The organism is Streptococcus vulneris (genome assembly GCF_019218685.1).
In the GTDB taxonomy this organism is placed as follows: domain Bacteria; phylum Bacillota; class Bacilli; order Lactobacillales; family Streptococcaceae; genus Streptococcus; species Streptococcus vulneris.
Map to the genome: position 1 here is coordinate 1 of NZ_JAHUZC010000018.1, position 12,670 is coordinate 12,670.

The 12,670-nt window shown below is 42.4% G+C and carries 14 protein-coding genes and 1 pseudogene; 14 read left to right on the top strand and 1 reads right to left on the bottom strand.

Going from position 1 to position 12,670, the window contains the following annotated elements; translation table 11 throughout:
- The 4 genes from KUA57_RS09205 to KUA57_RS09220 all read left to right on the top strand — a co-directional run.
- On the top strand, positions 1 to 159 hold a 159-nt coding region (locus KUA57_RS09205), incomplete at its 5' end, for an ATP-binding cassette domain-containing protein (RefSeq protein ID WP_218494135.1).
- A gap of 12 nt (positions 160 to 171) precedes the next feature.
- Positions 172 to 930: a phosphate ABC transporter ATP-binding protein PstB gene (pstB, locus tag KUA57_RS09210; protein ID WP_136937679.1), complete on the top strand. Its 759-nt coding sequence runs from the start codon at positions 172 to 174 to the stop codon at positions 928 to 930.
- An 11-nt stretch (positions 931 to 941) separates the two neighbouring features.
- Positions 942 to 1,595, top strand: coding sequence for a phosphate signaling complex protein PhoU (phoU, locus tag KUA57_RS09215; protein WP_000946460.1), 654 nt, complete (start codon positions 942 to 944; stop codon positions 1,593 to 1,595).
- Between the two features lie 157 nt (positions 1,596 to 1,752).
- Complete coding sequence (locus KUA57_RS09220; protein ID WP_218494132.1) at positions 1,753 to 2,568, top strand: ABC transporter substrate-binding protein; 816 nt, start codon at positions 1,753 to 1,755, stop codon at positions 2,566 to 2,568.
- A 19-nt stretch (positions 2,569 to 2,587) separates the two neighbouring features.
- Here the strand turns inward: KUA57_RS09220 and KUA57_RS09225 are convergent, their stop codons facing one another.
- Positions 2,588 to 3,859, bottom strand: coding sequence for an aminotransferase-like domain-containing protein (locus tag KUA57_RS09225; protein ID WP_218494133.1), 1,272 nt, complete (start codon positions 3,857 to 3,859; stop codon positions 2,588 to 2,590).
- 141 nt (positions 3,860 to 4,000) lie between these two features.
- Between KUA57_RS09225 and budA the strand changes: the two genes are divergently transcribed.
- From budA to KUA57_RS09270, 10 genes and pseudogenes are all read left to right on the top strand, one after another.
- Positions 4,001 to 4,732, top strand: a complete 732-nt coding sequence (gene budA / locus KUA57_RS09230; RefSeq protein ID WP_218494134.1) for an acetolactate decarboxylase — start codon at positions 4,001 to 4,003, stop codon at positions 4,730 to 4,732.
- 9 nt (positions 4,733 to 4,741) lie between these two features.
- Positions 4,742 to 5,494: a YhfC family intramembrane metalloprotease gene (locus KUA57_RS09235; protein WP_000152234.1), complete on the top strand. Its 753-nt coding sequence runs from the start codon at positions 4,742 to 4,744 to the stop codon at positions 5,492 to 5,494.
- 113 nt (positions 5,495 to 5,607) lie between these two features.
- Complete coding sequence (gene murB, locus KUA57_RS09240; protein WP_000111599.1) at positions 5,608 to 6,513, top strand: UDP-N-acetylmuramate dehydrogenase; 906 nt, start codon at positions 5,608 to 5,610, stop codon at positions 6,511 to 6,513.
- Between the two features lie 159 nt (positions 6,514 to 6,672).
- Positions 6,673 to 7,830: an ABC transporter ATP-binding protein gene (locus KUA57_RS09245; protein ID WP_000742900.1), complete on the top strand. Its 1,158-nt coding sequence runs from the start codon at positions 6,673 to 6,675 to the stop codon at positions 7,828 to 7,830.
- On the top strand, positions 7,811 to 8,617 hold the full coding sequence (locus KUA57_RS09250; protein WP_004258194.1) for an ABC transporter permease: 807 nt from the start codon (positions 7,811 to 7,813) through the stop codon (positions 8,615 to 8,617). The genes KUA57_RS09245 and KUA57_RS09250 overlap by 20 nt, the downstream gene beginning before the upstream one ends.
- On the top strand, positions 8,614 to 9,387 hold the full coding sequence (locus KUA57_RS09255) for an ABC transporter permease (protein WP_000712740.1): 774 nt from the start codon (positions 8,614 to 8,616) through the stop codon (positions 9,385 to 9,387). The genes KUA57_RS09250 and KUA57_RS09255 overlap by 4 nt, the downstream gene beginning before the upstream one ends.
- Positions 9,384 to 10,454: an ABC transporter substrate-binding protein gene (locus tag KUA57_RS09260; protein ID WP_061590278.1), complete on the top strand. Its 1,071-nt coding sequence runs from the start codon at positions 9,384 to 9,386 to the stop codon at positions 10,452 to 10,454. Before KUA57_RS09255 ends, KUA57_RS09260 begins: the two co-directional genes overlap by 4 nt.
- Positions 10,455 to 10,605: 151 nt before the next feature.
- Complete coding sequence (locus KUA57_RS09665) at positions 10,606 to 10,857, top strand: hypothetical protein (protein WP_247942120.1); 252 nt, start codon at positions 10,606 to 10,608, stop codon at positions 10,855 to 10,857.
- Between the two features lie 272 nt (positions 10,858 to 11,129).
- Positions 11,130 to 11,616: pseudogene (locus tag KUA57_RS09265) on the top strand (LURP-one-related/scramblase family protein).
- Positions 11,617 to 11,637: 21 nt separating this feature from the next.
- The coding region (locus KUA57_RS09270) for an alanine--tRNA ligase-related protein (protein WP_250646351.1) at positions 11,638 to 12,670 on the top strand (1,033 nt) is incomplete at its 3' end.

A 12,670-nucleotide genomic window follows, 5' to 3' on the forward strand; every position in this document is an offset into this window, starting at 1 on the left:
ATCATCGTGACCCACAGTATGCAGCAGGCTGCGCGTGCTAGTGACTACACAGGATTTTTCTACTTGGGTGACTTGATCGAGTACGATAAGACCTCTAATATTTTCCAAAATGCCAAACTACAGTCAACCAATGACTACGTAACAGGACACTTTGGATAGAAAGGAAACAGTATGACAGAAGCGATTTTACAGGTGTCAGACCTGTCCGTTTACTACAATCAAAAGAAGGCCTTGAATAGTGTTTCCCTATCTTTCCAACCTAAGGAAATTACAGCCTTGATTGGTCCATCTGGATCAGGGAAATCAACCCTCCTCAAGGCTATCAACCGCATGGGGGATCTCAATCCAGAGGTGACCACAACTGGTTCGGTGGTTTATAACGGCCACAACATCTACAGTCCGCGTACAGATACAGTTGAATTGCGGAAGGAAATCGGTATGGTCTTTCAACAACCGAACCCTTTCCCTATGTCTATCTACGAAAATGTTGTTTATGGGCTTCGTATCAATGGAGTTAAGGATAAGCAGGTTCTGGATGAAGCAGTAGAAAAAGCCTTGCAACGAGCTTCTATCTGGGATGAGGTCAAGGATCGCCTGCATGACTCAGCTATCGGGCTTTCAGGTGGACAACAACAACGTGTCTGTGTTGCTCGTGTCTTGGCAACCAGTCCTAAAATCATTCTCTTGGATGAACCGACTTCAGCTCTGGACCCTATCTCGGCTGGTAAGATTGAGGAAACCTTGTATGGTTTAAAAGATAAATACACCATGCTCTTGGTTACGCGTTCCATGCAACAAGCATCTCGTATTTCTGACAAGACAGGATTTTTCCTAGATGGAGATCTGATCGAGTTTAACGATACCAAGAAGATGTTCCTCAGCCCACAACACAAGGAAACAGAAGATTATATTTCAGGAAAATTTGGATAAGGAGATAAATGATGTTACGCTCTCAATTTGAGGAAGATTTAGAGAAATTGCACAACCAGTTCTATGCTATGGGACAAGAAGTGCTATCCCAAATCAATCGTACGGTGCGTGCCTTTGTTACGCATGATCGTGATTTGGCCAAGGAAGTCATCGAAGACGATGCAGAAGTAAACGAATACGAAGTGAAATTGGAAAAGAAATCATTTGAAATGATTGCCCTTCAACAACCTGTTTCTCAGGACTTACGTACAGTTCTAACAGTCTTGAAGGCTGTATCTGACTTGGAACGTATGGGGGACCATGCTGTTTCCATTGCAAGAGCAGCCATTCGTATGAAGGGGGAGCAACGTATCCCAGCTGTTGAAGAAGAAATCAAGAGAATGGGTCGTGATGTCAAGAACTTCGTAGAAGCAGCCCTTGAACTCTATCTGAATGGTTCAGTAGACCAGGCCTATGAAGTAGCAGCCATGGACGAAAAAATCAACCATTACTTTGATAGTATTCGTGACTTGGCTACAGAAGAAATTAAGAAAAATCCAGATGCTATCGTTACAGGCCGTGATTACTTCCAAGTGATTGCCTTCTTGGAACGCATTGGAGACTATGCCAAGAATATCTGTGAATGGGTTGTTTACTTTGAAACAGGTAAGATTGTCGAACTATAAAATAGAGTCATTCTGTATAAAAAGGAGCTTTAAGTCAATTGATAGCTCCTTTTATTGAATGAAAAAAATATTTTTAAGATAAAAATTCAAAAAACACTTGACAAGCAACTTGGATAGCGTTATAATTATACAAAATTAACAGAGAGGTTGTTTATTTATGAAATCAAAAAAATGGATATTTGTTCTATGTAGTTTTCTTGCAAGTTTCTTCTTAGTAGCTTGTCAGTCGGGTTCTAGTGAGTCTCAGTCAGCTGTTGAGGCCATTAAGCAAAAGGGGAAATTAGTTGTGGCGACCAGTCCTGACTATGCACCTTTTGAATTCCAATCCTTAGTTGACGGAAAAAACCAGGTAGTCGGTGCGGATATTGATATGGCCCAAGCTATCGCTGATGAACTTGGGGTTAAGTTGGAAATTTCAAGCATGAGTTTTGACAATGTCTTGACCAGTCTTCAAACTGGTAAGGCTGACCTAGCAGTTGCGGGAATTAGCGCTACTGACGAGAGAAAAGAAGTCTTTGATTTTTCAATCCCCTACTATGAAAACAAGATTAGTTTCTTGGTTCGTAAGGCTGATGTAGAAAAATACAAGGATTTAACTAGCCTTGAAAGTGCTAATATTGCAGCCCAAAAAGGGACTGTTCCAGAAGCTATGGTCAAGGAACAATTGTCAAAAGCTCAATTAACTTCCCTAACCAATATGGGTGAAGCAGTTAATGAATTGCAGGCTGGAAAAGTTGATGCTGTTCATATGGATGAGCCTGTTGCTCTTAGCTATGCTGCTAAAAATGCGGACCTAGCTGTCGCAACTGTTAGCTTGAAGATGAAGGACGGCGAAGCCAATGCCGTTGCCCTTAGAAAAAATAGTGCTGATTTGAAAGAAGTGGTGGACAAGGTCATCCAAAAACTCAAGGATGACGGTACCTACCAAAAATATCTTGAAAAAGCGGCAAGCTTAACAGAAGTTGAAGAATAAGAAAAAGCAGAGTTGGAAGTCAATCCAATTCTGCTTTTAAATAGTTTAAAACCTTTTCTAGATTTTCTAAGGATACCTTGGCAAATTGATAAGGACAGACATCCAAGTAAGCTTCTTCAAAGAAGTCTAAGCCAAGTTGGCTGTGCTTGAGACTGGCGATTTTAGGATACTGTCTCAGGTCTAGTAATAAACCATCATGAAGCGGAAAGTGAGGAAGGGGACAAGGTGTTTTAGCTAATCTTTCCTCGATTTGTTTTTGGTAGTCTTCCTGATTGGATAAGCGAGCTAGCCGATTTTTCTCAAATAATTGACTGTCAATATAGAGTGACAGAGCCTTTTGCATGATGAGGTTGCTGTCGTAATCTAGGATATTTTTGTAGGCCACAAAGGCTTCCTTGATAGCATTTGGAAGGATGAGTGCCGTAATCCGCAGGGCTGGAAAGAGGCTGGTTGAGAAGGATTTTATGTAAATGACGCGCTCCTCTGTATCCAGATAGTGGAAGGTCTGGCCCTTTTTAGAGTCCAAATCCCCCAGATAGTCGTCCTCTACGATATAGACACCATACTTGGCAGCTAAGTCAAGAATAGCTCGTTTGTCCTGCTCAGAATAGGAATGCCCCAGAGGATAGTGAAATCGAGGAATGGTATAGAAAAACTTAATCTTTCCTGTCTTGAAATGACTTTCCAGTTCCTCCAAGTCAATCCCATCAATGCCTCGTTCGATCGTTTGATAGTCCAGACCTTGAGCAATCAAGAGGCGATTCATCCGATGGTAGGTCGGCTGTTCCACCAAGATTTCCTTAGCTTGACTAGGAAAGGAAATTTGAGAGAGGATAAAAAGGGCTTGTTGGGTTCCAGAAGTCAGTACCAGTTGGTCAGCCTTGCAGTAAAGAGCTTGGTCAAAGAGGAGTTTATGAACAGATTGTCTGAGTTCTTCAAGACCTTCTTGGTTGTCATAGTAGTTGAAGAGGTAGTTTTCCCGGCCAATCAAGGTTTCATTGATACAGAGTCGGAAATCGTCATAGGCACTGGCATGTTCGTCAGTGACTTCGATTTCTAGATCCTGGTGTTGCCCTTGTTCTAGGACATAGTAGCCACTCTGGGGCTTAGCATAGAGGTATTGTTCGTGCCGTAATTCCAGCAGGGCTCGTTGGACAGTATCCTTGCTACAGTGAAAGTCAAGGCTCAGTTGACGAATAGAAGGCAGGCGGCTTCCCGTCGGAAATCGTCCAGACTCGATACCGTTTTTCAGATAAGATACGACCTCTTGGTACTTGCTTTGTTTCTTCATTCCAGACCTCCCTTGATTTTGTTACATTGTACCCTTTTTTTTCCTTCTTGGCAATGTCTAGGGTGTTTCTCTCGTTCACATCTAGGGGCAAATGTGGTATACTTAGGAGTAAGATTTATAGAATAACAGACAAGAAAGTGAATGGATAAGAACGTGCAGGAACCAGTGAAATTATTTCAATACAATACCCTTGGAGCCTTGATGGCAGGCCTTTATGGTGGTACCATGACAGTAGGAGAATTGCTGGAGCATGGTGATCTTGGTTTGGGAACTTTGGATTCTATTGATGGGGAATTGATTGTCTTGGATGGCAAGGCTTATCAAGCCAAAGGCTCAGGAGAGCAACCGGAAATTGTAGAAGTGTCACCAGATGCCCTTATTCCTTACGCAGCAGTGGTACCGCATCAGGCAGAGGTCATTTTCCGCCAGCGCTTTGAGATGACGGACAAGGAATTGGAGGAGCGAATTGAGTCTTATTATGACGGGGAAAATCTTTTCCGCTCTATCAAGATTCGTGGGGAATTTTCACATATGCATGTGCGCATGATTCCCAAGTCGAAACCAGAGACCAAGTTTGCTGATGTCGCAACCCATCAACCTGAATATCGTCGTGACAATGTGGTGGGAACCATCGTTGGTTTCTGGACGCCAGAGATTTTCCATGGAGTTAGTGTGGCAGGCTACCATCTGCACTTCATCTCAGATGACTTGACCTTCGGTGGGCATGTCATGGACTTTGTCATCAAGGAAGGGATTATCGAGGTGGGAGCGGTTGACCAGTTGGACCAACGTTTTCCAGTCCAAGATCGTCAATACTTGTTTGCTAAGTTCAATGTTGACGAGATGAAAAAAGATATTGAAAAGGCGGAATAGGAGAAGAAAATGACCATTCATATCATTATTACCATGTTGCTGTTGCTGGCTTTCTTGATAGGAAGCATTTGGTATGCCAAAAAGAAACACCAGATTAATCTAGCTGTCTTGGGCTTGGGGGCTGTTGCCTTCTTTGTCTCTTCACAGATTTTGGAAAAACTGGTGCATATCTTGGTTTTACATCCTCAAAAAGACGGTAGTATTGCCCTCTTACAAGACCATCCGCTTGTCTATATCATCTATGGCCTAGCCATGGCAGCATTTTTTGAGGAAACTGCTCGTCTTATTTTCTTCAAATGGTTGGAGAAAAAGAGAAGTTTGGAAAAGGCAGATGCCTTGGCTTATGGATTGGGGCATGGTGGCTTGGAGTTGATTTTCCTAGGTCTTACTAGTTTGATTAATCTCTACATCGTTCTCTCAGCAGTTCAAACTCAGAATCCACAGGTCATGCAATTGCTGTCTGAAAATATGTTAAAAACCATTCAGTCACTTTCTGTCTGGCAGATTTATTTGCTTGGTTTTGAGCGAATTTTGGCTCTAGGTTTCCAATTGCTTTTGACTGTTTGGGTTTACCAAGCTGTTCGCCAGAAGAAATGGATTTATCTCCTAGCAGCCTATGGCCTACATGCCTTCTTTGACCTGGCACCATCTCTAGCCCAAGTTGGCTGGCTTACAAGTCCAGTCTTAGTTGAAGTCATTCTACTAGTTGAACTGATCCTAGTTGCCTATGGAACCAAGGCTATCTTTTGTAAAAAATCATAAGAAAAAGGGGGAAACCTCTTTTTTTGTTTAAAATAAGCCCAAGATTTTTTTAGGGTCGTCAAATGGTCTTAAAAATGGTATAATGGAATGAATTTTGTAAAAGGAAGAGTGTCATGTCAGTAAAAGAAAACATGCTTGAAATCTTAGAAGGGATTGATATCCGTTTCAAAGAACCCTTGCATAGCTATAGTTATACAAAAGTAGGTGGAGAGGCCGATTATTTGGTCTTTCCACGAAATCGTTTTGAGTTGGCGCGCGTTGTCAAATTTGCCAATCAAGAAAATATCCCTTGGATGGTGCTGGGAAATGCTAGCAACATCATTGTTCGTGATGGTGGGATTCGTGGATTTGTTATCTTGTGTGACAAGCTCAATCATGTTTCCGTTGATGGCTATACCATCGAAGCTGAGGCTGGTGCTAACTTGATTGAAACAACTCGCATTGCCCTCCGTCATAGTTTGACTGGTTTTGAGTTTGCTTGTGGTATTCCTGGAAGTGTCGGTGGTGCTGTCTTTATGAATGCGGGTGCCTATGGTGGCGAGATTGCCCACATCTTACAGTCTTGTAAAATTTTGACCAAGGATGGAGAAATCGAGACCCTATCTGTCAAGGACTTGGCTTTTGGTTACCGCCATTCAGCCATTCAGGAGTCTGGTGCAGTTGTCTTATCAGCTAAATTTGCCCTAGCCCCAGGAAGCCATCCGGTTATCAAGCAAGAAATGGATCGCTTGACGCATCTACGTGAACTCAAGCAACCTTTAGAATATCCATCTTGTGGTTCGGTCTTTAAGCGTCCAGTAGGGCATTTTGCAGGTCAGTTAATTTCTGAAGCTGGCTTGAAAGGCTATCGTATTGGTGGAGTAGAAGTCTCAGAAAAACACGCAGGTTTTATGATCAATGTCGCTGATGGAACGGCTAAAGACTACGAGGACTTGATTGAGTCTGTTATCGAAAAAGTCAAGGAACACTCTGGCGTTACTCTTGAGAGAGAAGTTCGTATCTTGGGTGAAAGCAAGTAGGAAGCTGTAGTTGAAAAGCTGCTGCTATGTCATGGAAAGGGGGTGAAAGCCTATCGTCAGTGCAGAAGAATGTAGGCAGTTCAATCTCCTACGCGAGGTAGTAGCGGCCTGACAGAGCCCTGATCTGTTAATCTATGAAAAAGAAGGAATAAATGACAATTGAAAAAACCAATTATTGAATTCAAAAACGTCTCTAAAGTTTTTGAAGACAGCAACACCAAGGTTCTCAAAGATATCAACTTTGAGTTGGAAGAAGGGAAGTTCTATACTCTTCTAGGCGCGTCTGGTTCAGGGAAATCAACTATCCTTAACATCATTGCAGGTTTACTGGATGCGACGACAGGAGATATTTTGCTGGATGGTGTCCGTATCAATGACATCCCAACCAACAAGCGAGATGTGCATACGGTCTTCCAATCCTATGCCTTGTTTCCACATATGAATGTGTTTGAAAATGTTGCTTTTCCACTTCGCTTGCGTAAAATTGACAAGAAAGAAATCGAGCAGCGCGTAGCGGAAGTTCTCAAGATGGTTCAGTTGGAAGGTTACGAAAAACGTTCCATCCGTAAACTCTCTGGAGGACAACGTCAGCGTGTGGCTATTGCCCGTGCCATCATCAACCAACCCCGTGTGGTTTTGTTGGACGAGCCTTTGTCAGCGTTGGACTTGAAATTAAGAACAGATATGCAGTATGAGCTGCGTGAACTGCAACAACGATTGGGAATCACCTTTGTTTTTGTTACTCACGATCAGGAAGAAGCTTTGGCTATGAGTGACTGGATTTTTGTCATGAATGATGGCGAGATTGTCCAGTCTGGAACGCCAGTGGACATCTACGATGAGCCAATTAACCACTTTGTTGCCACCTTTATCGGTGAGTCAAATATCTTGCCAGGAACCATGATTGAGGACTACTTGGTTGAGTTTAACGGCAAACGCTTTGAAGCGGTTGATGGGGGGATGAAGCCGAATGAACCTGTCGAGGTCGTGATTCGTCCAGAGGACTTGCGTATTACCCTTCCTGAAGAAGGCAAGCTCCAAGTTAAGGTCGATACCCAGCTTTTCCGTGGGGTGCACTATGAAATTATCGCCTATGACGAACTTGGGAATGAATGGATGATCCACTCAACCCGTAAGGCCATCGTGGGTGAGGAAATCGGTCTGGACTTTGAACCAGAAGACATCCATATCATGCGTCTCAACGAAACTGAAGAAGAGTTCGATGCTCGTATCGAAGAATACGTAGAAATTGAAGAGCAAGAAGCAGGTCTGATCAATGCAATCGAGGAGGAAAGAGATGAAGAAAACAAGCTCTAAACTCTTTGTAGTGCCCTACATGCTTTGGATTGCCCTCTTTGTCCTGGCACCCTTGGTCTTGATTTTCGGACAATCCTTTTTCAACATCGAAGGCCAGTTCAGTATAGAAAATTATAAATCTTACTTTGCTTCACAAAACTTGACCTACCTCAAAATGAGCTTTAACTCCGTGCTTTATGCAGGAATTGTGACCTTTGTGACCCTCCTTATCAGCTATCCAACAGCCCTCTTTTTGACCCGTCTCAAGCACCGTCAACTCTGGCTCATGTTAATCATTCTGCCGACATGGATTAACCTGCTCCTCAAGGCCTATGCCTTTATCGGGATTTTTGGTCAAAATGGCTCTATTAACCAATTTTTGGAATTTATCGGAATTGGTTCGCAGCAGTTGCTCTTTACCGATTTCTCCTTTATCTTTGTCGCAAGCTACATCGAGCTTCCCTTTATGATTTTGCCGATTTTTAATGTCTTGGATGATATGGATAACAATCTTATCAATGCCAGTTATGACCTAGGTGCGACCAAGTGGGAGACCTTCCGCCATGTCATCTTCCCTCTATCGATGAATGGAGTGAGAAGTGGCGTTCAATCAGTCTTTATCCCAAGTTTGAGTCTCTTCATGCTGACCCGTTTGATCGGTGGGAACCGCGTCATCACCTTGGGGACAGCCATTGAGCAAAATTTCCTAACCAATGACAACTACGGTATGGGTTCTACCATCGGTGTGATTCTTATCCTGACCATGTTCATCACCATGTGGGTGACCAAGGAAAGGAGAGAACGATGAAAAAATTTGCCAACCTTTATCTGGGACTGGTCTTTCTTGTCCTCTACCTGCCGATTTTTTACTTGATTGGCTATGCCTTTAACGCAGGAAATGACATGAACAGCTTTACAGGCTTTAGCTTGAGCCATTTTAAAACCATGTTTGGTGATGGTCGCCTTATGTTGATTGTGACTCAAACCTTTTTCTTGGCCTTTCTATCTGCCTTGATAGCGACCATTATCGGGACTTTTGGTGCCATCTACATCTACCAGTCTCGTAAGAAATACCAAGAAGCCTTTCTTTCACTCAATAATATCCTCATGGTTGCGCCTGACGTTATGATTGGTGCCAGCTTCTTGATTCTCTTTACTCAACTCAAGTTTTCACTTGGATTTTTGACTGTTCTATCTAGTCATGTGGCTTTCTCAATTCCTATCGTGGTCTTGATGGTCTTGCCTCGTCTCAAGGAGATGAACGGTGACATGATTCATGCGGCCTATGACTTGGGAGCCAGTCAATTTCAGATGTTTAAGGAAATCATGCTTCCTTACTTGACACCTTCTATCATTGCAGGTTATTTCATGGCCTTCACCTATTCGTTAGATGACTTTGCTGTGACCTTCTTCGTAACGGGAAATGGCTTTTCAACCCTATCCGTCGAGATTTACTCTCGTGCTCGCAAGGGGATTTCGCTAGAGATCAATGCCCTGTCTGCCCTCGTCTTTCTCTTTAGTATTATCCTAGTTGTTGGATATTACTTTATCTCACGTGAGAAGGAGGAGCAAGCATGAAAAAACTCTATTCATTTTTAGCAGGAATTGTAGCGATTATCCTCGTCTTATGGGGAATTGCGACGCATCTAGACAGTAAAATCAATAGCCGAGATAGTCAAAAACTGGTTATCTATAACTGGGGTGACTATATCGATCCAGAACTCTTGGAGAAATTCACAGAAGAAACAGGAATCCAAGTACAGTACGAGACCTTTGATTCCAACGAAGCCATGTACACCAAGATTAAGCAGGGTGGAACGACCTACGATATTGCCATTCCTAGTGAATACATGATTAATAAGATGAAGGACGAAGACCTCTTGGTACCTCTTGACTATTCAAAACTTGAAGGTCTTGAAAATATCGGGCCAGAGTTCCTCAACCAGTCCTTTGACCCAGGCAATAAATTCTCTATCCCTTACTTCTGGGGAACCTTAGGAATTGTCTACAATGAAACCATGGTAGAGGAAGCACCTGAGCATTGGGATGATCTCTGGAAGCCAGAGTATAAAAACTCTATCATGCTTTTTGATGGGGCGCGTGAGGTATTGGGACTAGGACTCAATTCGCTCGGCTACAGCCTCAACTCCAAGGATACCCAGCAGTTAGAAGAGACAGTAGACAAACTCTACAAACTGACTCCAAATATCAAGGCTATTGTGGCGGACGAGATGAAGGGCTACATGATTCAGAATAACGCAGCTATCGGCGTGACCTTCTCTGGTGAAGCCAGCCAAATGCTAGAAAAAAATGAAAATCTACGCTATGTGGTACCAACTGAGGCCAGCAACCTTTGGTTTGACAATATGGTCATTCCCAAAACAGTTAAAAACCAAGATGCCGCCTATGCCTTTATCAACTTTATGTTGAAACCCGAAAATGCTCTTAAAAATGCGGAGTATGTCGGTTATTCAACTCCAAACCTACCAGCTAAGGAATTACTCCCAGAGGAGAAAAAAGAAGATAAAGCCTTCTATCCAGATGCTGAAACCATGAAACACTTAGAAGTTTATGAGAAATTTGACCATAAATGGACAGGAAAATATAGCGACCTCTTCCTACAGTTTAAAATGTATCGGAAGTAGTAGTTAGCAGTCACGAAACGAATCAGTCAAGCTGGTTCGTTTTTTTTATGTAAAAGGCAATTTTTGTAATTGTATGTTTTTCTATGATAGTTGCTTATTTGCTTGCCTAGTAGTATACTAAGTTTAACATTACAGAAAGCGGTAACAAATAATGAAAGTGTCTACTTTTTTCAAAAAAAGTTTCTGGCCAACCTTCTTGACTGTTCAGCAAACTGTTATACTATTCTCTCTAAAGGATGGTTTGGATCGACAATACCTAACAACTGATTCCATACATTTGGTGATAGGGTTCTTTATATTTGTAAATATTTTCGAAGCTATCTTTAACAATTCAAAACTTTGGAATAAAAGTTGGGATAAAAAGAGTGATAGTAGTAAGAAAAAATATGTTCTGAAAAAGTAATCTGATATGTAGGAAATGGGTTATTAAATGGGTATCATTTCCAGTTGACGCAAGCTTAAAAAAACGATATAATAAGAAAGTTGAGATTTGATTTTCTCTTGTCTTAGTCCAGAGAAATGGCGGTGCTGCGAGCCATCTAAGCTAGAAAGTCATGCTACTCAATCATACAATTGCATAAGAATAAGAGAATGACAAGTTCATTGAATGAAGGTGGTACCGCGGTTTTTCGCCCTTCGTGATATGAGCTTGTCTTTTAATTTTTGGAGGTGTTGATGAAAACATTTCTTGTCAAACAAAAGTTTCGTCTTGGAGGCGAACGCTTCGCTATCAAGGATGACAGGGGAGAAATCGCCTATCAGGTAGAGGGATCATTTTTTTAAGATTCCCAAAACTTTTACCATCTATGATGCGACTGGTGAACAAGTTAGTCAGATCAGTAAAGAAATCTTGACCTTGCTTCCTCGTTTTGAGATTCAGCTTCGGGATGGCTCGAGTTTTGTCATTCGTAAGAAGTTGACCTTCTGGCGAGATAAGTATGAGTTTGATAATCTAGGTCTTCGTATCGAGGGCAATATCTGGGATTTGGATTTCAAATTGCTGGATGATCGCGATCAGCTGATTGCGGAAATTAAGAAGGAACTCTTCCATCTGACCTCTACCTATACCGTAACGGTTCTTGAGGACGCTTATGCAGACCTAGTCATTTCCCTCTGCGTCGCGATTGACTATGTGGAGATGCTGGAAAGCCAATCACATTAAACAAGTAAATAAGGAGACAATATGAAACAACTATCTAGTGCACAAGTACGCCAAATGTGGCTTGATTTCTGGGCGACCAAAGGTCACTCAGTAGAACCATCAGTGAGTTTGGTTCCTGTAAATGACCCAACTCTTTTGTGGATCAACTCTGGGGTAGCAACCCTTAAGAAATACTTTGACGGGACCATTATCCCTGAAAATCCACGTATTACCAATGCCCAAAAGGCTATCCGTACCAATGACATCGAAAACGTAGGGAAAACTGCTCGTCATCATACCATGTTTGAAATGTTGGGGAACTTCTCTATCGGGGATTACTTCCGTGACGAAGCGATCACTTGGGCTTATGAGCTTTTGACAAGCCCTGAATGGTTTGATTTTCCTGCTGAAAAACTATACATGACCTACTATCCAGATGATAAAGATTCTTATAACCGCTGGATTGAAGTGGGAGTGGATCCAAGTCACTTGATTCCAATCGAGGACAACTTCTGGGAAATCGGTGCAGGACCTTCTGGACCAGATACAGAAATCTTCTTTGACCGTGGAGAAGCCTTTGACCCAGAAAATATCGGTATTCGCCTGCTTGCAGAAGATATCGAAAACGACCGTTACATCGAAATCTGGAACATCGTTTTGTCACAATTTAACGCAGATCCTGCTGTTCCTCGTAGCGAGTACAAGGAATTGCCACATAAGAACATTGATACGGGCGCTGGTTTGGAGCGTTTGGTAGCCGTTATCCAAGGGGCTAAGACTAACTTTGAAACGGACCTCTTCATGCCAATCATTCGTGAAGTGGAGAAATTGTCTGGTAAGGTCTATGACCAAGATGGCGACAACATGAGCTTTAAGGTTATCGCTGACCACATCCGTTCTCTTTCATTTGCCATCGGTGATGGTGCCCTTCCAGGAAATGAAGGTCGTGGTTATGTCCTTCGTCGTCTTCTCCGTCGTGCTTCTATGCATGGTCAAAAATTGGGTATCAACGAGCCTTTCCTTTACAAACTCGTTCCAACTGTTGGAAAAATCATGGAAAGCTACTATCCAGAAG

Coding starts and splice junctions, on each gene's coding strand:
- pstB (WP_136937679.1), top strand. CDS start 172: ATGACAGAAGCGATTTTACAGGTGTCAGACCTGTCCGTTTACTACAAT.
- phoU (WP_000946460.1), top strand. CDS start 942: ATGTTACGCTCTCAATTTGAGGAAGATTTAGAGAAATTGCACAACCAG.
- KUA57_RS09220 (WP_218494132.1), top strand. CDS start 1,753: ATGAAATCAAAAAAATGGATATTTGTTCTATGTAGTTTTCTTGCAAGT.
- KUA57_RS09225 (WP_218494133.1), bottom strand. CDS start 3,859: ATGAAGAAACAAAGCAAGTACCAAGAGGTCGTATCTTATCTGAAAAAC.
- budA (WP_218494134.1), top strand. CDS start 4,001: ATGGATAAGAACGTGCAGGAACCAGTGAAATTATTTCAATACAATACC.
- KUA57_RS09235 (WP_000152234.1), top strand. CDS start 4,742: ATGACCATTCATATCATTATTACCATGTTGCTGTTGCTGGCTTTCTTG.
- murB (WP_000111599.1), top strand. CDS start 5,608: ATGTCAGTAAAAGAAAACATGCTTGAAATCTTAGAAGGGATTGATATC.
- KUA57_RS09250 (WP_004258194.1), top strand. CDS start 7,811: ATGAAGAAAACAAGCTCTAAACTCTTTGTAGTGCCCTACATGCTTTGG.
- KUA57_RS09255 (WP_000712740.1), top strand. CDS start 8,614: ATGAAAAAATTTGCCAACCTTTATCTGGGACTGGTCTTTCTTGTCCTC.
- KUA57_RS09260 (WP_061590278.1), top strand. CDS start 9,384: ATGAAAAAACTCTATTCATTTTTAGCAGGAATTGTAGCGATTATCCTC.
- KUA57_RS09665 (WP_247942120.1), top strand. CDS start 10,606: ATGAAAGTGTCTACTTTTTTCAAAAAAAGTTTCTGGCCAACCTTCTTG.